Raw genomic sequence first — 18,730 nt, 5'->3', positions numbered from 1 at the left:
CGTTGATTTTTGGCACGCTGTTGAGTTCTCAAGGAACGGACGCTTCCTTTGTACTCACCCTCTCGGGCTTTCCTCCGGGCGCTTCCTTCGTTTCCAACTCTACCAGATCATTTCCGCGCCGTTTCCGGCTTGGATTTGAATTCGGTGGCCGTTGGGGGCCTTTGCCTTTCGGCGCTCCACCACATTAGCGCTTATCCCTTGCGGCTCATAATCGAGTCGGCGGATTCGAATTCGGGCACGCCGAATGGGACCCCGCCAGGGGTAAGTCGTAGGTAGTGGGTTGGCCGCTCTGGGGGTCTGCTGAGGCAGTGCCCCGTTCAAGCGGCTCGGGCTACGTTAGGCGGCCGCCAGGGCCGAGTCAAGTTGAGCGGCGGCGTGGCGCATGGGCGCGGTACGGGCTGACCGTCGGGTCGTGGGTGATCCAGTAGCGGTACGGGTGTCCCGCGCCGTCGCCACCCACTCCGGTGCGCGGGCCGTTGCTCACCTGGTCGGGCGGGGTGGGCGTGCCGGCGAGGAGGGACAAGGGGGAATCCGGGCCCGCGCAGAGGTCTGCGCCGTCCAGGGAACGGTCCACGGCCAGAGCCGTGGCCAGGCGGGCCGGGCCTTTGGCGAGTTCTCGGTCTCCTCTGGCTGAAAGTCGACGTTTACGGGCCAGCTCGGCGCCCACCGTGATCTCCCCCGCCCGCAGCAGGACCCCGCTCGCGTGGCCCGGTGGACCGCACACCAGGTTGAGGCTGAACCACATGCCGTAGATGAAGTAGACGTACGCGTGTCCGGGCGGACCGAACATCGACGCGTTGCGGGCGGTGCGGCCGCGGTAGGCGTGGGAGCCCGGGTCGGCCTCCCCCTCGTACGCCTCCACCTCCGTGATGCGCAGTTCGAGTGGGCCCTGCTCGGTGCGGCGGACCAGTGTGCGGCCGAGCAGGTCCGGGGCCACGGTGAGGACCGGCCGGTCGAAGAAGGCCCGGGCCAGGGGCGTACGGTCGGGGCGCGCGCTCATCCGGTCGAGCGTAGTGGAACGCGTACACCTGCAACCGGGGCCTAAGGTTCCGCGTTGGTATGGAGTAGTCGCACGAACCTTCAAGGGGAGTCAGAGCATGGGGTTCAAGAAGCTGTTCGCGAGCCTGGGCGCCGGCGGTGCCTCGGTGGACACGGTCATCACCGAGCCGAACGTCGTGCCGGGCGGGATCGTCCAGGGCGAGGTCCGGATCCAGGGCGGATCCGTGGAGCAGCAGATCGAGGGTCTGTCCGTCGGGCTGCAGGCACGGGTGGAGGTGGAGGGCGGCGACCAGGAGTACAAGCAGGACATCGTCTTCACCAAGCAGCGTCTCGGCGGTGCCTTCCAGGTGCAGGCCGGCGCGCTGCACGTGGTGCCGTTCGGGCTGGAGATCCCGTGGGAGACGCCGATCACCCACTTCGGGGGCCGTCACCTGCACGGGATGAACATCGGGGTCAGCACCGAGCTGGAGATCGCGCGCGCGGTGGACGCCGGGGACCTGGACGCGATCAACGTGCACCCGGTGCCGGCGCAGCAGGCGATCCTCGATGCCTTCGTGCAGCTGGGCTTCTCCTTCCGCAGCGCGGACATGGAGCGGGGACACATCCGGGGGACGCGGCAGACGCTGCCCTTCTACCAGGAGATCGAGTTCCTGCCGCCGTCGCAGTACCGGGGGCTGAACCAGGTCGAGCTGACCTTCGTCTCCGACGGCCGCGAGATGGACGTCGTGCTGGAGATGGACAAGAAGCCGGGTCTGTTCAGCGAGGGCAGCGACACCTACCGCTGCTTCCAGGTGGGCCTGCAGTCGTACCAGGGGACGGACTGGGCGGCGTACCTGAACCAGTGGATCGCCTCCGTCGGTTCGCAGCGCAACTGGTTCTGAGCCTACGGGTGAGGGCCCGGACCGCGGTCGCGGTCCGGGCCCTCACGTCTGTCCGGGACGGTCACATGCGGGCGTAGCCGGTGGTGGTCGCCTTCTCGAAGGAGAGGTGGGCGACGGTGGCTGCGTCGCCCGGGAGGGTGTTGGTCTCGCGCAGCGCCGTCAGTTCGGTGTCGGTGAGGGATCGGCGGACGAGGGTGAACTCGTCGAGAGAGCCCTTGAACCGGTCGGCGCCGTCGGGGCGGACGCCGAGGCGGAAGCCGCTCGCGGCGAAGGTGCCGGTGTGCGTGACCGAGCCGGCGGGTGCGGTGGCGCTGCCCTTGGTGACGATGAGGAGGGGCTTGCCCTCGGCGTCCTTGGCGGTCTCGGTGACGGTGAGGGTGAGGGCTCCGTTCTCGCGGCGCAGGACGACGTGGTGGTAGGCGTCCTTCGCGGTGCGGAAGGAGGTGTCCGCGGCGGCGACGAAGGCGGTGCCGTTCTCCGTCTGGAGCAGGGCCGTGATCTTCCGTCCGTCCGGGTCGGCGCGGAGCCACAGCTGGCGCTCGGTGGAGCCCATGCCGTAGGCCCAGCTGATCACGGGGCTGGTGCCCGCGGCGCTCGCGGCGTCGTAGCGGACCCAGGTGGCGAGGGTGAAGTCATCGGCGCCGAGGGCCTCGGAGCCGGTGAGGGGCAGTTCGACGTGGTCGTCGGTGCCGTCGAGGTTGATGCCGCCGCCGAACCGGCCGTCGGTGCCGGTGATGCTCGGGGTGCCTGCGGGGCCGGTGGTGCCCGTGCCGCGGACGTAGGCGTTGTTGCAGTGCGCCGAATCGTCCGGGGTGGCGGGGCCGTCACCGGTGCGGTTGTACATGTCGTGGCGCTGGGTGGTGCCGTGCTCCATCGACCACCAGACGCGGCCGGGGTCGCCCTTCGGGTAGGAGCCCGTTCCCGAGCCGGACTTGGCGATGGCCGCCACTTCGGTCCCGGTCAGGGCGCGGTGGTACAGGCGGTAGTCGTCCAGGGAGCCGTTGAGGATCTCGGTCGTGCCCGGTCGGGAGCCGAGGCGCAGGCCGAGTGAGGCGGCGCGGCCCGCGGTGAAGGAGCCGGCCAGGCCCTCGCCCTGGTCCGTACGGACGGCGTCCGGGGTGTCGACCTGGATCTTGAAGGTCCCGGATTCGCGGGTGACGGTGAGCAGGTGCCATTCGTTGTCGCCGAAGGCGGTGCGGTCGGCCACCTTGTCCTCCAGCTCCAGGTACACCTTGCCCCCGTCCGTCTCGGCGAGCGCGTGGATCCGGTCCCCCAGCGGGTCGGTGCGGACCCAGAGGGAGGGCTGCGGGGCCTGCTCGGTGCCGACTCCGTACGCCCACATCAGGACGGAGCCGGGGGTGGCGGTCGTGGCGGAGTAGCGGAACCAGAGGGTGTGGGTGAAGTCGCCCTCGCCGGTGTCCACGGCGGGGGTGTAGGGGACCTCGACGCCCGGGTGGGCGGTGTCGTTCTTGAGGGCGTACTTGCCCATGCGGGCGGGCTTGTCGGCGGCGTTCACCGGGGTGTTGAGGGGGGCTGCGCCCGGGGCGAGGAGGAGGTTCGCGTCGGCGCAGTGGCCGGAGACGTCGTCGACGACGGCCACCTGGGCGGGCGCGGTGACGGGGTCGGCCCGGTCGATGACCTGGAAGGCGAGGTGGGCGGTCAGGGCGCTCTCGGCGGTGGTGGGCCTGCCGGTGGCGAGGTTCTTGCGGTCGTCCGCGCCGAGGGCGGCGCGGTAGACGCGGAAGTCGTCGAGGGTGCCCTTGAAGGCGTCGCTGGCCTGGCCGTCGGGCTTGGCGCCGAGGCGGATCCCGTCGTTGCCCTTGTCGGGCGGCGAGGTGAGGGATCCGGCGAAGGTGTCGGCGGCGGCGGTGCTCTTGACGGTGCCGGCCTCGTCGGTGAGGGCGAGGGTGGCGGTGGTGCCGGAGCGCACCAGGGCCAGGTGGTACCAGCCCGCGTTCGTGGCGAAGGCCTCGGGGGCCGCGAGGGTGAGGGTGGCGGCGCGTCCGCCCTCGCCCTCGACGCGGGCCTTGATCTCCTTGGTCTGGGGGTAGGTGCGGATCCAGACCTGCGGCTTGACCGCGTTGTATCCGTACGCCCACATCAGTACGCGCGGGGTGGTGCGGGTGTCGGTGCCGTCGTGGCGGAAGTGGAGCGAGTAGGTGACCGCGCCGTCGCGCGGGTTGACGGGCTCCGCGTACGGGACGTCCGCGAAGTCCCCGGTGCCGTCGAGGGCGAGGCCCTGGCGGAACCTGCCGTCGGCGGCGAGGTCCGCGTTGCCGGCCAGGTAGGCGTCGTTGGCCTGGGGGGTGCTGTCGGGAGTGGTGCGGCCGGGCAGCGGAGCGGTCTGCGGGTTGGTGAAGGCGCCCTTGTCCGGCTTCGCCGGGATGCCGATGCCGGCGGCGGTGAACCGCTTGAAGTGGATGTTGGCCGCGGAGAAGGTGTCGCCGCCCTCGTAGACGAGGCCGATCTCACCGCCGGCGAGCTCGGCGAGGTCCGAGTACCCGGCGCGGTCCTGGTACTTGGCGCGGTCTTTGTTCAGGCGGCCGCCCGAGGGGGTGGTCCAGGTCTCGCCGCCGTCCTTGGAGTACCGGACCTCCATGAAGTTGCGGTCCTGGGGGTCGCCGGGGGCGGCCGCGAGCAGCAGGTCGCCGGGCTTGTCCACGTAGGTGAGCCGGGGGGCCAGTACGGATCCCTGGATCTGCGGGGAGCTGAAGCTTTCGACGATCTTGTACGGGGAGTGCCGCTCGGGCGTTCCCGGCGCGGGGTCGGTGACGGGCTCCCCGGGGACGAGGCTGGCGCCGCCGTCCTTGCTGAGGGCGCGCAGGCGGTGGGGCTCTTCCTTCGGGCGCTCGTTGCGGGCGGAGACGTAGATCGTGCCGTCGGAGAGTTCGGCCAGGGCCGGTTCCGTGGGCTTGATCAGGTCCTTCTCCAGCGTGTTCTGCGGCTCGGAGACCTTCCAGCTCGCCCCGTGGTCGTCGCTGTAGTAGAAGCCGGTGTGCTCGGTGGTGGCGTTGGGCTCCTCGTACGCGGCGACCACCAGGCGCCCGGCGTGCGCCGGGTTGCGCAGCTGGATGCCGTGCGAGGGGCCGGTGCCGAACCAGCCGGCGGTCTTGCCGCTGAGCCGGGGCAGCTCGGTGGCGGGGCCGAAGGTGAGGCCGTCGTCGGTGCTCTTCTGGACGTACGGGAGGCGGGCGCCGCCGGGGACGGTCGGCTCCGCGGTGGACAGCAGGAAGACGTCGCCGGTCTCCAGGTCGGCGACCGGGGAGGCGTTGCCGTGCGTGTACGGGGCCGCGGGGTCGGCGGGGGTGCCCGTGGCGGGCACGGCGGGGGTGCCGGAGAGGACGGTCTCGACCGGTCCCCAGGTGCGGCCGTCGTTGGTGGAGCGGCGGACCACGATGTCCATGGGGCCGCGGTCGGCGCAGGACGGGGAGATCCGGGCCTCGGCGAAGGCGAGCAGGGCGCCGGTGGCGGTGCGGGTGAGGGTGGGTATCCGGAAGCAGCCGTAGCCCGCGGTGCCGGAGCGGAACAGGATCTGCTCGTTGAACGAGGCGGTGGGGGTGGACTGTTCGGTTCCGGCGGCTTGGGCGGCCGGTGTCGCCAACAGGGTCGCGGCGATCGTCGCCGTGCTGGTCAGCAGGGCAGCGACCGCGGTTGTTGATCTTTGCATTCCGTGACGGTAAGACACGGACAGGGGTGCGCAGGCCCTAGGCTCCGATACAGGAGTTTCCGATCATCCCAGGAGGTTTCCGTCGTGTCCGAGCTCAAAAGGGCGCCGCTGCCGCACGAGTTCCACCCGGAGGTGCATTCCTTCGCGGTGACCAGCGCGGATCTCGCACCGGGCGGGGAGCTGGCCGCGGCCCAGGTCCTGACCGGCGGGAACGTCTCGCCGCACCTGCGGTGGGAGGGGTTCCCGGCCGACACCAAGAGCTTCGCCGTGACGTGCTTCGACCCGGACGCGCCGACGGGCAGCGGGTTCTGGCACTGGGTGCTCTTCGACCTGCCCGCGTCGGTCACGGAGCTGCCGGCCGGGGCGGGCAGCGGGGACTTCGAGGGACTGCCGGAGGGGGCCGTACACGTACGCAACGACTACGGCACGAGGGACTTCGGCGGAGCGGCTCCTCCGCGCGGGGAGCGGCACCGGTACGTGTTCACCGTGTACGCGGTGGACCGGGAGGAGCTCGGCCCGGACGCGGACTCGTCCCCGGCGGTCGTCGGCTTCCACCTTCGGTTCCACGGCATCGGCCGTGCGCAGCTGATCGGTGAGTACGAGTCCCCCGCGAGCTGATCGCGGCGTTCGCCGTTCTCCGAGCGTTTGCCCGGTCCTGGTCTAAAGACGGCCAGGACCGGGCATTTTTATTGCGTTGTCCCGCGTGGCGCGCGCGGCCAGAGTGGTTCCGGGCCGTGCCGCCAGGGTGGTCGCGGGGCCTGCACACGGGAGGTGGGCGAGATGCGGGACACGCTGGTGCTGAATGCGAGCTTCGAGCCGCTGTCGACGGTGACGCTGAATCGGGCTGTGGTCCTGGTGCTCCAGGACAAGGCCGTGGTCGAACAGTCGCATCCCGAGCTTCGTGTGCGGGCGGCCACCATGGAGTTGCCGATGCCGCGGGTGATCAGGCTCTGCCGGTATGTCAGGGTGCCCTTTCGAAGACATGCTCCCTGGTCGCGGAGGGGGGTGCTGGTCCGGGACCAGCACCGTTGCGCGTACTGCGGGAAGCGCGCGACGACCGTGGACCATGTGCTTCCGCGGGCGCAGGGTGGTGGGGACACCTGGCTGAACACGGTGGCCTCCTGCGCCGAGGACAACCACCGCAAGGCGGCGCGGACGCCGGAGGAGGCGGGCATGCCGTTGCTGCGCAAGCCCTTCGTGCCTACTCCGGCGGACGCGATGCTGCTGGCCATGGGCGCGGGCGGGCGTGAGGTGCTGCCGGAGTGGCTGGAGCGCTCCGCGTAGTGCTCGGGCCGGCTGGGCGGCGTAGTTCTGCTACGCCGCTCAGCGGAGCAGCAGTTGGACGATCGCGAGGATGCCGACGGTCACGATGACCGCGCGCAGGACGGTCGGCGGCAGCCGGCGGCCCACCTTGGCGCCGATCTGGCCGCCGATGGTGGAGCCGACGGCGATCAGGAGGACGGCCGTCCAGTCGAACTCCGCGACGAAGAGGAAGAAGACGGCCGCGATGCCGTTCACCATGGCGGCCACGACGTTCTTGACGGCGTTGATGCGCTGGAGGTCCTCGCGGAGCAGCAGGCCCATCAGGCCGAGGTAGAGCACGCCCTGGGCGGCCCCGAAGTAGCCTCCGTACGCGCTGGAGAGCAGCATGCCGCCCAGCAGGGCCGGGCCGCCGTCGGGGTGCCCGGTGTCGCCTCCCGCCGCGTCCTGCCGCTTGCGCAGGGCGGCGGCGAGCCGGGGCTGGAGGACGACGAGCACGAGGGCCAGTGCGATCAGGACGGGCACGATCGTGTCGAAGGAGTCGGACGGCAGCGTGAGGAGCAGCACCGCGCCCGCGAGGCCGCCGAGGAGCGATACGGCGCCGAGTCGCAGGATGCGGGCGCGCTGGCCCCGGAGCTCCTTGCGGTAGCCGATGGCCCCGCTGATGGAACCGGGTACGAGGCCGAGGGTGTTGGAGACGTTGGCGGTGACCGGCGGGAGGCCGGTGGCCAGCAGCACGGGGAACGTGATCAGGGTGCCGGAGCCGACGATGGTGTTGATGGTGCCGGCGCCGATGCCCGCGGCGAAGACCGCCAGTGATTCCCAGATGGACAAGGCCATCCCCTTTGCATGAGTGAGTCGCCTCCCCGCCGTGAAGGTCGAGGGGCCAGACTGATCATGCAGCAGGGACGGACCGTTCAGTCGATGGGGGGCTGTTCGCGGCGCTCCGCGGCCGCCTTGTCGGACGGGGAGCCGCCGTCCTTGCCGGTGTTCTGCGGGTTGAAGCCCGAACCGCCGCCCATCGGGCCGAAGTTGCCCATGGCTCCCGAGAGGCCCTTGAGGGCGTCTCCGATCTCGCTGGGCACGATCCAGAGCTTGTTCGCGTCACCCTCGGCGATCTTCGGGAGCATCTGGAGGTACTGGTAGGCGAGGAGCTTCTGGTCGGCGTCGCCGGCGTGGATGGACTCGAAGACCGTACGGATGGCCTGGGCCTCGCCCTCGGCGCGCAGGGCGGCGGCCTTGGCGTCACCCTCGGCGCGCAGGATGGAGGACTGCTTCTCACCCTCGGCGCGCAGGATCTCGGACTGGCGGACGCCCTCGGCCTGGAGGATCGCGGCGCGCTTGTCGCGGTCGGCGCGCATCTGCTTCTCCATCGAGTCCTGGATGGAGGTCGGCGGCTCGATGGCCTTGAGCTCGACGCGGTTGACGCGGATGCCCCACTTGCCGGTGGCCTCGTCGAGGACGCCGCGCAGGGCCGCGTTGATCTCCTCGCGGGAGGTCAGGGTCCGCTCCAGGTCCATGCCGCCGATGATGTTGCGCAGCGTGGTGACGGTGAGCTGCTCGATGGCCTGGATGTAGCTGGCCACTTCGTACGTCGCGGCTCGGGCGTCGGTCACCTGGTAGTAGATGACCGTGTCGATGTTGACCACCAGGTTGTCCTGGGTGATGACCGGCTGCGGCGGGAAGGGGACGACCTGTTCGCGGAGGTCGATGCGGTTGCGGATCGAGTCGATGAACGGCACGACGATGTTGAGGCCCGCGTTGAGGGTGCGGGTGTAGCGGCCGAACCGTTCGACGATGGCGGCGCTGGCCTGCGGGATCACCTGGATCGTCTTGACCAGTGCGATGAAGACCAGGACCACCAGAATGACCAGGACGATGATGATCGATGACATGCGGTTCCCCGTGCCCTTCCGGCTGTCTGTGCTGCCCCGTTGATCGGAGTCTCGCAGACCCCGGGGCCGCGAGTCGGCTGCTTGCTCACATGACGACCGCGGTCGCCCCGTCGATCTCCACCACGTCGACGGACTGGCCGGGTTCGAAACTGGTGTCCGAGTCGAGTGTGCGGGCCGACCAGATCTCTCCGGCGAGCTTGATGCGGCCGCCGCTGCCGTCGACCCGTTCCAGCACGAGGGCGCTTCTGCCCTTCAACGCGTCGATTCCGCTGCGGTGTTGGGGTCTCTGATTGCGGTGCCGGTTGGCGATCGGGCGGACGACCGCGATGAGTGCGACCGACACGATCACGAAGACCAGGACTTGGGCGACCACTCCCCCGCCGAGGGCGGCCGTGGCGGAGGCCGCCACCGCGCCGACCGCGAACATGCCGAACTCCGGCATCGTGGTCAGGACGAGGGGGATGCCCAGTCCGACCGCGGCGATGAGCCACCACACCCACGCGTTGATGTCCACATGGTCATGGTAGGTCGGCCGGGCGCGGTCGGGACAGGGTGCGGTCGGGACGGCGTGGGGGCGTTGGTGGCGCGGCGGCGCACGGGCGGCCGCGGTGGAACCGGCCGCCCGTCACCCCCCTAGCGCAGGGGCAGGCCCTGGGCGGTCCAGCGCTCGTTCTCGTTGCGCTCGACGACGAGCGGGAGCCCGAAGCACAGGGAGAGGTTGCGGGAGGTCAGTTCGAGGTCGATCGGGCCCGCGGTGACGACCTTGCCCTGGCGGATCATCAGGACGTGGGTGAAGCCGGGGGCGATCTCCTCGACGTGGTGCGTGACCATGACCATGGAGGGCGCGAGCGGGTCGCGGGCGAGCCGGCCGAGGCGGCGTACGAGGTCCTCGCGGCCGCCGAGGTCCAGGCCGGCGGCGGGCTCGTCGAGGAGGAGGAGCTCGGGGTCGGTCATCAGGGCACGGGCGATCAGGGTGCGCTTGCGCTCGCCCTCGGAGAGGGTGCCGAACTTCCGGTCGAGGTAGTCGGTCATGCCGAGGCGGTCGAGGAACGCGCGGGCGCGCTGCTCGTCGATGTCCTCGTACTCCTCCTGCCAGGTGGCCGTCATGCCGTAGGCGGCGGTGAGGACGGTCTGCAGGACGGTCTGCCGCTTCGGGAGCTTGTCGGCCATCGCGATGCCGGCGACGCCGATGCGCGGGCGCAGCTCGAAGACGTCCACCTTGCCGAGGGTGCTGCCGAGGATGGTGGCGGAGCCCTTGGTGGGGAAGAGGTAGCTGGAGGCGACGTTGAGCAGGGTGGTCTTCCCGGCACCGTTGGGGCCGAGGATCACCCAGCGCTCGCCCTCCTTGACCGACCAGGAGACCTGGTCCACCAGCGCCCGGCCCTCGCGGACCACGGTTACGTCCACCAGTTCCAGAACATCGCTCATGAGCGTGTTGTCTCCCCTTGCAGTCTCGGTTCGTCTGTGCGCCCGGCGGCGCAGCCCCAGGGGAAAACCTACGCCACCGCGGGAGGGGTCCGGGGCCGGGGCCGGGTGCGGGGCCCGATCCGTAAAGTAGGGGGATGCTTTTCGAACCACGTTCAGGGCGGCTGGCCGCCTGGGGGAACGCACTGCTGGCCGGTCTGGTCTCGCCCGACGAGGCCGCGACGTCGATCGTGGGCGAGGACGCCGTCCACCGGGTGGCGGGGCTGCCGGGGGAACCGGGTCCCGTGGGGCTCACGCTCGCGCTGGGCCGGATGCGGGCGCTGGGGGTGACCGGGCTGCGGATCGCCCTGCCGGCGCCGGGGCATCCGCTGGGGCTGAGCGGGCCGCCGGAGTTCAATGCGCGGGCGCTGGAGGCCGAGGAGGCGGTGGTCTGCGCGGGCGCCGCGCTGGGTCTCGTACCGGAGGCCACGGAGGCGGGGCCAGCGGGTGACGTGCACGTCTCGGTGGTGTGGCACTGCCTGCCGGTACGGGAGGCTCCCCCGGCGGACGTGCCGTCGCTCGGCGAGGCCGAGCGGGAGCTGGCGGAGGCGCTGCGCGAGGCGACGGTGGTGCTGACCCGGCTGGACGTGGCGGGGTCGGGCCCGGTGGCGGAAGCGGCCCTGTCGGCGTACCGGGCGCGGGCGGAGGCGGGGCGGGACGCGCTGGCTCCCGGGTACCCGCCCCGGGCGGTACGGGTGCTGGCGCTGGCGCAGCGGGTGGACCTGATGGTCTCGCTGGCGTACGAGAACGGGCACGGCGGTGCGGTGGCCGCCTCCGAGATGGCGGCGCGGGCCGAGGCCCTGCGGCCGGTGGAGCGGGTGGCGCGGCGGGCGCTGGTCGCGGCGTACAACTCGGCCGTCGAGGAGCGCGGGGCCTAAAGGGGTGTCCGGCCGGGTGTGCCGCGGCCCCGCTTCCCGGGGAGAGGTGGGGGGAAGCGGGGCCGTGAGCGCGCTGCCTAGTTGTTCACGCCCGTGTTGCCCCAGGCGCCGTTGAGCAGGCCGATCACGTTCACGGTGTTGCCCACCACGTTCACGGGGACGTGGACCGGGGCCTGGACCAGGTTCCCGGAGGCCACGCCGGGCGAGTTCAGCGCCTCGCCCTCCGCCGACGCACCGCCGTGCGCCGCGGAGACACCCGCACCGGCGGCGAGCAGACCGCCCGCGAGCACGGTGACGGCGGTGGCCTTCTTGAAGTTCTTCACGTTCTCGTCCTCCAGTACGTCTGCCGCGGCCAGCCGCCGCGGCACGTCATGAAGAACGGTCATCCGACGAACGGGATGCGCCATGTGGGCGACATCCACCCGACCGTATGAATCCCGGTTCTGGCATGGACGGACCGGTTCAGTCCGTGATCCCGTGCCTGACCGCCCACAACGCCGCCTGTGTGCGGTCGGCGAGGTCCAGCTTCATCAGGATGTTCGAGACGTGCGTCTTGACCGTCTTCTCCGACAGCACCAGCGCCCGGGCGATCTCCCGGTTGGAGCGGCCGTCCGCTATGTGCAGCAGGACCTCCCGTTCGCGGTCGGTCAGGGAGCCGCCGCGGCCGGGGGACGGGGCCTGGCCCTCCTCGGAGAGCAGGGCCAGCGCGACCTCCGGCTGGAGGAGCACGTGGCCGGCGTGGACGGAGCGGATGGCCGCGGCGAGGGCGTCGGGGTCGATGTCCTTGTAGACGTATCCGGCGGCGCCCGCGCGCAGGGCGGGCACGACGCTGCGCTGTTCCGTGAAGCTCGTGACGATGAGAACCCGCGCCGGGTTGTCCAGGGCGCGGAGCCTGCGCAGGGCCTCGATGCCGTCGGTGCCGGGCATCTTGATGTCCATGAGGATCACGTCGGGCCGCAGCTCCTCGGCGCGGGCGATGCCCTCCTCCCCGTCGGGGGCCTCGCCGACGACCTCGATGTCCTCCTGGACCTCCAGGAAGGTGCGCAGGCCCCGGCGGACCACCTGGTGGTCGTCTACGAGCAGCACGCGGATGGGGCGGGGCGTGTCAGCCACCGGGGACCTCCAGTTCGATCGTGGTGCCCGTGCCGGGCTCCGAGTGCACGGTCAGCCGGCCGCCGACGCCGGCCGCCCGGTCCCGCATGGAGACCAGGCCGAGGTGCCGGCCGGCCCTGCGGACGGTGGAAGGGGAGAAGCCCGTCCCGTCGTCGTGGACCCTGAGTGCCGCTCCGCCGTCCCGGCGGGACAGGGTGACCTCGATCCGGCCCGCGCCGGAGTGGCGCAGCGCGTTGTGGAGGGCTTCCTGGGCGACGCGCAGGACCGCTTCCTCCTGGGTCGCGGGCAGGGCCCGTACGCCGTCACAGGTGAAGGTGACGTGTGCGGTGTGCGCGCGGTCCAGGACGCGGACCTGGTTGCGCAGGGTGGCGACGAGGCCGTCCTCGTCCAGGGCGGCCGGGCGGAGCTCGGTGACGGCGGCGCGCAGCTCGTCGGCGGCCTCGGCGGCGAGGAGGGCCACCTGGTGGAGCTCCTCCTTGGCCCGGGCGGGGTCGCGGTCGACGAGGGCGGCGGCGGCCTGGGCGGTCAGGCGCAGCGAGAAGAGCTTCTGGCTGACGGCGTCGTGCAGCTCGTGGGCGAGGCGGGAGCGCTCCTCGGCGATGGTGAGCTCGCGGCTGCGCTCGTAGAGGCGGGCGTTGGTGAGGGCGATGGCCGCGTGCTGGGCGAGCAGGGAGAGGAGCTCCTCGTCCTCGTCCGTGAAGGCCTGCCCGCCGGCCGCGGTGCCGCGCTTGTTCGCCAGGAAGAGGGCGCCGAGGGTCTCCTCGCCGTCCCGGATGGGCAGGCCGAGGAAGTCGGACATCTCGGGGTGGGCGGCGGGCCAGCCCTCGAACCGCGGGTCCTTGCGTACGTCGGCCAGTCGCTCGGGGCCGTCCTGGTGGAGCATCGCGGCGAGGATGCCGTGCTGGCGGGGCAGGGGGCCGATGCGGCGCCACTGCTCCTCGCTGATGCCGTCCACGACGAACTGGGCGAAGCCGCCGTGGTCGTCCGGGACGCCCAGAGCGGCGTACTCGGCGTCCAGCAGGGCGCGGGCCGAGGCGACGATCGTGCGCAGGACGTCGCGGACCTCCAGGCGCCGGCTCATGGCGAGCAGTGCCGTGCTCACCGCGGCCAGGCCGCTGCGGGGTCCGTTGTGGTTGCTGCGCTGCATGGGCTCACCGTACTCGCGGCTCTGACCTGCGGGATCGGGCTGCGGCCCTAGGGCGGGCGGTCCCGCGGCCCCTCCTTGCGCAGTACGACCGCGGGCCCTGGTCTCTGCCTTGAGGAGGAGGGCCGGGGCGGGTGGCTGGTCCTCAGGGCGGAGAAGCGGTCACGGATTGCATTGCTTCCGCAACGGATGGTGAGACTGTTACGTGGTCGATGTGAGCCCGGGCATAGGACGCAGGTCACTTACGAAGTTGCCTAGTGGACAGATAAAGATGCTGTCAGCGCTGGTGTGCGTAGCGCCGGGGCCCGAAATCCGGGCTCCGCGCCAGGCCCTGATCCACTAAGCGGGATCGTACGTCACACCTTTGCCAGGCGTTTTTGCCACCGCTAAGAATTGCCCTCGTCGCACAGCGCCGCGGATCCCGGATCCGAGCGGCGCTTTCCTGCGGCCCCCGCGATTCGAAGAGGTTGCCCCGCCATGTCTGCTTCCAGCACTCCCGGTCACAGTCGTCTGACGAAGGCACACAAGCTGTCCATTGCCGGTGTCGCCACCCTCGGTGCCGCCGCCCTCGCCTTCTCCCTCGTCCCGGCCGGCGCCGGCGAGGCCGAGACGGTCGTGGCCGCCCCCGTGGCGTGGGCCAAGGTCGTCGACGGCGTCCAGGCCAAGGCCGTGCAGCAGCACCTCACCGTGCAGCAGATCGTCGCGGACAAGCAGGCGAAGGACTCGGCCAAGGCCAAGGCCGAGGCCGACGCGAAGAAGGACCGCGCCGAGAAGGAGGCCGCGAGCCGCTCCGCCGCCCGCACCCCCGTCTTCGCGAACAACCTCGACGGCTGGATCAAGGAAGCCCTCTTCATCATGAAGCGGGAGGGCATCCCCGGCTCGTACGCGGGCATCCACCGCAACATCATGCGTGAGTCGAGCGGCAACCCGCTGGCGATCAACAACTGGGACATCAACGCCCAGAACGGCATCCCCAGCAAGGGCCTGCTCCAGGTCATCCTGCCGACCTTCAAGGCGTACCACGTCAAGGGCACCAAGTTCGACCAGTACGACCCGGTCGCGAACATCGTCGCCGCGTGCAACTACGCCGCCGACCGCTACGGCTCGATGGACAACGTCAACAGCGCCTACTAGGCCACTGGCGTCCCGCAGGACCCCCATGCGCCTCAGGGCGGCCCCCGGAGTACCGGGTGCCGCCCTGAGGCGTCTGTGCGTACCGCGCGTGCCTACTTGCGCATGACCTCGGGCTCGTGGCGGCGCAGCAGGCGCGCCACCAGGAAGCCGCAGGCGACGCCCATGGCCAGCAGGATGAAGATGTCCAGGCTCCACTGACCGATCGTGGCGTCCCAGAGCGGGTCGGTGTTGGTCGGGTTGTCGCGGTCCCACGGCGGCATGAGCTTGCCGAGGTTCAGCGTGGTGCCGGCGGCGGCGACGGCCCAGCGGGACGGCATCAGCCAGGCGAACTGCTCCAGGCCCGGGGAGTCGTACACCTGGAAGAGGATGCCGGTGAAGACGACCTGGATGATCGCGAACATGACCAGCAGCGGCATGGTCTTCTCGGAGGTCTTCACCAGCGAGGAGATCACGAGGCCGAACATCATCGAGGTGAACCCGAGGGCCGTGACCGACAGGCACAGCTCGACGGCCGGCGGCATGACCAGGCCCTCGGTGGGCAGGTCGCGCGGGTAGAAGCCGATCCCGCAGATGACCACGGCCTGGATGGCCGTGATGAAGCCGAGGACGATCACCTTCGACATGAGGTACGCCGACCGGGACAGGCCGGTCGCGCGTTCACGCTCGTAGATGACGCGTTCCTTGATCAGCTCGCGGACCGAGTTGGCGGCGCCCGAGAAGCACATGCCGACGCAGATGATCAGCATGATCGTGCCCGCGTCGCCGTTGAAGTTCGACGGCGGCTTCGGGGGTGCGAGGCCGAAGGTGGCGGGGATGACCGTGGAGACCACGCCCAGGACGGCCGGCAGGATCAGCATCAGGGCCATGAAGCCCTTGTCCGACGCGATCACCGAGAGGTAGCGGAAGATCAGCGTGAACAGCTGGGAGCCCCAGGCCTGCGGCTTCGGCGGGTTCATCTGCTGCGGCGACGGCATCGCCACCGACTGCGGGGCGACCGCGTCGATGTCGGCGGCGTACAGCTGGTAGTGCTGCGAGCTCTTCCAGCGGCCGGCCCAGTCGTAGTCGCGGTAGTTCTCGAAGGCGGAGAACACATCGGCCCAGGTCGTGTAGCCGAAGAAGTTCAGCGCCTCGTCCGGCGGACCGAAGTACGCGACCGAACCGCCCGGGGCCATGACCAGCAGCTTGTCGCAGATGGCCAGCTCGGCGACCGAGTGGGTGACGACCAGGACGGTACGGCCGTCGTCGGCGAGGCCGCGCAGCAGCTGCATGACGTCGCGGTCCATGCCCGGGTCGAGGCCGGAGGTCGGCTCGTCCAGGAAGATCAGCGACGGCTTGGTGAGCAGCTCCAGTGCCACGGACACGCGCTTGCGCTGACCACCGGAGAGCGCGGTGATCTTCTTGTCCTTGTGGATGTCGAGCTTGAGCTCGCGCAGCACCTCGTCGATACGGGCCGCTCGCTCGGACTCTGCGGTGTCGCCGGGGAAGCGGAGCTTGGCCGCGTACTTCAGGGCCGTGCGGACGCGCAGCTCCTTGTGCAGGATGTCGTCCTGCGGGACCAGGCCGATGCGCTGGCGGAGCTCCGCGAACTGCTTGTACAGGTTGCGGTTGTCGTAGAGGACGTCGCCCTCGTTGGCCGGCCGGTAGCCGGTCAGCGCCTTGAGCAGGGTCGACTTGCCCGAGCCCGACGGGCCGATGACGCCGATCAGCGACTTCTCGGGGACGCCGAAGGTGACGTCCTTGAGGATCTGCTTGCCGCCGTCGACCGTGACCGTGAGGTGGCGGGCCGAGAAGGAGACGTCACCGGTGTCGACGAACTCCTCGAGGCGGTCGCCGACGATCCGGAACGTCGAGTGTCCGACGCCGACGATGTCGTTCGGGCCGAGCAGCGCGGTGCCGGACTTGGCCAGCGGCTGACCGTTGACGTAGGTGCCGTTGTGGCTGCCGAGGTCGTGGATCTCGAAGCGGCCGCCCGGCATCGAGCGGAACTCGGCGTGGTGGCGGGAGACCTGGAGGTCGGAGACCACCAGCTCGTTCTCCAGCGCACGGCCGATCCGCATGACGTGGCCCAGCGCGAGCTGGTGGAACGTCGTCGGGCTGCGGTCGCCGTAGCCGGGAGCCGCACCCTGTGCGGGGCGGGGCGCGGCCGCGCCGGCGCCCTGCTGCTGCGGGACGTGCGGCTGCTGCTGCGGCGCCTGCTGCTGCTGTTCCCAGGGCTGCTGGGGCTGCGGCTGCTGGGCCGGAGGCTGGTAGGCCGGGGCCTGCGGCTGTGCGTAGGCCGCCGCGGGCGACTGCTGCTGCACCTGCTGGGCCACGGCCGGCTGCGCCGCCGCGGCGGCGACGGGATTGAGCCGCGGTCCGTCGGTGGCGTTGCCGAGGTGCACCGGCGTACCGGGCACGAGCTCGGCCTGCTGGACCCTCGCACCGTGCACGTAGGTGCCGTTGGTGCTGCCGTGGTCCTCGATGCCCCAACCCCGGCCGTTCCAGCTGATGGTGGCGTGCCGCCACGACACCCGGGCGTCATCGATCACGACGTCTCCCTGGGGGTCGCGCCCCAGCGAGTACGACCTGGACGGATCGAGCGTCCAGGTCCTTCCATTCAATTCCAGTACGAGTTCCGGCACTCCAGCCCCACTTAAGTCCCCCGAGAATCCCCCATGACGTCAGGGAGTCTAGGGATGGCGAACATCCGGGGGAACTATTTCAGGCCCGGGGCCACATGTGGAATCGGGGCCGTCCGGCGGCGTCCGCACCCGCGCGCGGGCGGGGTCGAAAGCACCCCGGAGGGTCAGATAGGGGACTTCTCGCCCTCCCGGCAGCCGCCGGGACCACGGCGCGGTGGCCGACGACCGGTCGCCGCCCGACCCGCCGCCCGGCCCCGGCGACCCGCCCGGCCGACCGAGGGCTGGGACGGGGGTCCTGTCCCGGGGGCCGGGGAGATACGGTGAGATCACCATGAGCGCTTCGCAGACCTCCGACGTCCCCACTCTCCTCGTCAAGATCTTCGGCAAGGACCGTCCCGGGATCACCGCCGGGCTGTTCGACACCCTCGCCGCCTACTCCGTCGATGTCGTCGACATCGAGCAGGTCGTCACGCGCGGCCGCATAGTCCTGTGCGCCCTCGTCACCCAGCCCGCCGTCAGCACCGAAGGCGAGCTGCGGGCCACCGTCCACAGCTGGGCAGAGTCGCTCAAGCTCCAGGCCGAGATCCTCTCCGGGACCGGCGACAACCGGCCGCGCGGCAGTGGCCGCTCCCACGTCACCGTGCTCGGCAACCCGCTCACCGCCGAGTCCACGGCCGCCGTGGCCGCCCGGATCACCGCCACCGGCGGCAATATCGACCGTGTCTTCCGCCTCGCGAAGTACCCGGTGACGGCGGTCGAATTCGCCGTCTCCGGCACCGAGACGGAGCCGCTGCGCACCGCCCTGGCCACCGCGGCCGCCCAGATCGGCGTCGATGTCGCCGTGGTCTCGGCCGGACTGCACCGCCGGGCCCAGCGCCTGGTCGTCATGGACGTGGACTCGACCCTGATCCAGGACGAGGTCATCGAGCTGTTCGCCGCGCACGCGGGCTGCGAGGCAGAGGTCGCCGCGGTGACCGAGCAGGCCATGCGCGGTGAGCTGGACTTCGAGCAGTCGCTGCACGCCCGCGTCGCGCTGCTGGCCGGGCTGGACGCCTCCGTGGTGGACAAGGTCCGCTCCGAGGTCCGGCTCACTCCCGGCGCCCGGACCCTGATCCGTACCCTGAAGCGGCTCGGCTACCAGGTGGGCGTGGTCTCCGGCGGGTTCACCCAGGTCACCGACGACCTGCGGGAGCGGCTCGGCCTGGACTTCGCCTCCGCCAACACCCTCGAGATCGTGGACGGCAAGCTGACCGGCAAGGTCGTCGGCGAGATCGTGGACCGGGCCGGCAAGGCCCGGCTGCTGCGCCGCTTCGCCGCGGAGGCCGGGGTGCCGCTGGCCCAGACGGTGGCCATCGGCGACGGCGCCAACGACCTGGACATGCTGAACGCGGCCGGGCTCGGCGTGGCCTTCTGCGCCAAGCCGGTGGTCCGCGAGGCCGCGCACACCGCGGTGAACGTGCCGTTCCTGGACGCGGTGCTGTACCTGCTGGGGATCACCCGGGAAGAGGTGGAGGCCGCCGACCTGGCCTGAGGCCCCCGACACGTGAGGACGGGGGCGGGGGGGGGGGGGGGGGGGGGGGAGGGGGGGGGGGGGGGGGGGTGGGGGGGTTCGGGTGGGGGGGGGGGGGGAAGGGGGGGGGGAGCGGGGGGGGGGGCGTGGGGGGGGGGGGGGGA

Annotated in this window: 16 protein-coding genes; 6 read left to right on the top strand and 10 right to left on the bottom strand. The window is 71.1% G+C overall.

Features of this window, described 5'->3' with window-relative positions; genetic code table 11:
* Positions 1 to 358: 358 nt before the first annotated feature.
* Complete coding sequence (locus ACZ7GJ_RS37325; RefSeq protein ID WP_470758329.1) at positions 359 to 1,000, bottom strand: DNA-3-methyladenine glycosylase; 642 nt, start codon at positions 998 to 1,000, stop codon at positions 359 to 361.
* Between the two features lie 97 nt (positions 1,001 to 1,097).
* On the opposite strand from ACZ7GJ_RS37325, the gene ACZ7GJ_RS37320 reads away from it, so the two are divergent.
* Positions 1,098 to 1,880 carry a sporulation protein gene (locus tag ACZ7GJ_RS37320; RefSeq protein WP_385597966.1) on the top strand — a complete coding sequence of 261 codons (783 nt, stop codon included), beginning with the start codon at positions 1,098 to 1,100 and terminating at the stop codon, positions 1,878 to 1,880.
* Between the two features lie 61 nt (positions 1,881 to 1,941).
* On the opposite strand, the gene ACZ7GJ_RS37315 is transcribed toward ACZ7GJ_RS37320, so the two are convergent.
* Positions 1,942 to 5,547, bottom strand: a complete 3,606-nt coding sequence (locus ACZ7GJ_RS37315; RefSeq protein WP_470758327.1) for a LamG-like jellyroll fold domain-containing protein — start codon at positions 5,545 to 5,547, stop codon at positions 1,942 to 1,944.
* A gap of 84 nt (positions 5,548 to 5,631) precedes the next feature.
* On the opposite strand from ACZ7GJ_RS37315, the gene ACZ7GJ_RS37310 reads away from it, so the two are divergent.
* Complete coding sequence (locus ACZ7GJ_RS37310; protein ID WP_470758325.1) at positions 5,632 to 6,165, top strand: YbhB/YbcL family Raf kinase inhibitor-like protein; 534 nt, start codon at positions 5,632 to 5,634, stop codon at positions 6,163 to 6,165.
* Positions 6,166 to 6,327: 162 nt separating this feature from the next.
* Entirely contained in the window at positions 6,328 to 6,831 is a 504-nt protein-coding gene (locus ACZ7GJ_RS37305) for an HNH endonuclease (protein ID WP_470758323.1), read from the top strand.
* Positions 6,832 to 6,870: 39 nt separating this feature from the next.
* Here the strand turns inward: ACZ7GJ_RS37305 and ACZ7GJ_RS37300 are convergent, their stop codons facing one another.
* The 4 genes from ACZ7GJ_RS37300 to ACZ7GJ_RS37285 form a co-directional block, all read right to left on the bottom strand.
* Entirely contained in the window at positions 6,871 to 7,647 is a 777-nt protein-coding gene (locus ACZ7GJ_RS37300) for a sulfite exporter TauE/SafE family protein (RefSeq protein ID WP_470758321.1), read from the bottom strand.
* A 77-nt stretch (positions 7,648 to 7,724) separates the two neighbouring features.
* Positions 7,725 to 8,702 (bottom strand): SPFH domain-containing protein, encoded by a 978-nt coding sequence (locus ACZ7GJ_RS37295; protein ID WP_470758319.1) that lies wholly within the window; start codon positions 8,700 to 8,702, stop codon positions 7,725 to 7,727.
* 85 nt (positions 8,703 to 8,787) lie between these two features.
* Positions 8,788 to 9,216, bottom strand: a complete 429-nt coding sequence (locus tag ACZ7GJ_RS37290; RefSeq protein WP_470758317.1) for an NfeD family protein — start codon at positions 9,214 to 9,216, stop codon at positions 8,788 to 8,790.
* A 119-nt stretch (positions 9,217 to 9,335) separates the two neighbouring features.
* Positions 9,336 to 10,130, bottom strand: a complete 795-nt coding sequence (locus ACZ7GJ_RS37285; protein ID WP_365920979.1) for an ABC transporter ATP-binding protein — start codon at positions 10,128 to 10,130, stop codon at positions 9,336 to 9,338.
* Between the two features lie 134 nt (positions 10,131 to 10,264).
* Between ACZ7GJ_RS37285 and ACZ7GJ_RS37280 the strand changes: the two genes are divergently transcribed.
* Positions 10,265 to 11,044, top strand: coding sequence for a hypothetical protein (locus tag ACZ7GJ_RS37280; RefSeq protein WP_470758315.1), 780 nt, complete (start codon positions 10,265 to 10,267; stop codon positions 11,042 to 11,044).
* Between the two features lie 77 nt (positions 11,045 to 11,121).
* Here the strand turns inward: ACZ7GJ_RS37280 and ACZ7GJ_RS37275 are convergent, their stop codons facing one another.
* From ACZ7GJ_RS37275 to ACZ7GJ_RS37265, 3 genes are all read right to left on the bottom strand, one after another.
* On the bottom strand, positions 11,122 to 11,367 hold the full coding sequence (locus ACZ7GJ_RS37275; protein WP_470758330.1) for a chaplin: 246 nt from the start codon (positions 11,365 to 11,367) through the stop codon (positions 11,122 to 11,124).
* A gap of 139 nt (positions 11,368 to 11,506) precedes the next feature.
* A complete protein-coding gene (locus tag ACZ7GJ_RS37270; RefSeq protein WP_470758313.1) occupies positions 11,507 to 12,157 on the bottom strand; it encodes a response regulator in 651 nt (216 codons plus the stop codon).
* Positions 12,150 to 13,304 carry a GAF domain-containing sensor histidine kinase gene (locus tag ACZ7GJ_RS37265; protein ID WP_470758311.1) on the bottom strand — a complete coding sequence of 385 codons (1,155 nt, stop codon included), beginning with the start codon at positions 13,302 to 13,304 and terminating at the stop codon, positions 12,150 to 12,152. Before ACZ7GJ_RS37265 ends, ACZ7GJ_RS37270 begins: the two co-directional genes overlap by 8 nt.
* A gap of 474 nt (positions 13,305 to 13,778) precedes the next feature.
* Here ACZ7GJ_RS37265 and ACZ7GJ_RS37260 point away from each other — a divergent pair, with 474 nt between their 5' ends.
* Positions 13,779 to 14,435 carry a transglycosylase SLT domain-containing protein gene (locus ACZ7GJ_RS37260; protein ID WP_470758309.1) on the top strand — a complete coding sequence of 219 codons (657 nt, stop codon included), beginning with the start codon at positions 13,779 to 13,781 and terminating at the stop codon, positions 14,433 to 14,435.
* Positions 14,436 to 14,527: 92 nt separating this feature from the next.
* Here ACZ7GJ_RS37260 and ACZ7GJ_RS37255 read toward each other — a convergent pair whose 3' ends face one another.
* Positions 14,528 to 17,056 carry an ABC transporter ATP-binding protein/permease gene (locus ACZ7GJ_RS37255; RefSeq protein WP_470758307.1) on the bottom strand — a complete coding sequence of 843 codons (2,529 nt, stop codon included), beginning with the start codon at positions 17,054 to 17,056 and terminating at the stop codon, positions 14,528 to 14,530.
* A 331-nt stretch (positions 17,057 to 17,387) separates the two neighbouring features.
* On the opposite strand from ACZ7GJ_RS37255, the gene serB reads away from it, so the two are divergent.
* Positions 17,388 to 18,587, top strand: a complete 1,200-nt coding sequence (serB, locus tag ACZ7GJ_RS37250) for a phosphoserine phosphatase SerB (protein WP_470758305.1) — start codon at positions 17,388 to 17,390, stop codon at positions 18,585 to 18,587.
* Positions 18,588 to 18,730: the final 143 nt, after the last annotated feature.

It is taken from the genome of Streptomyces sp. NPDC037242 (assembly GCF_055604165.1).
The sequence above is the reverse complement of the archived record's forward strand: the minus strand, read 5'-3'. Positions and strand labels throughout refer to the sequence as shown.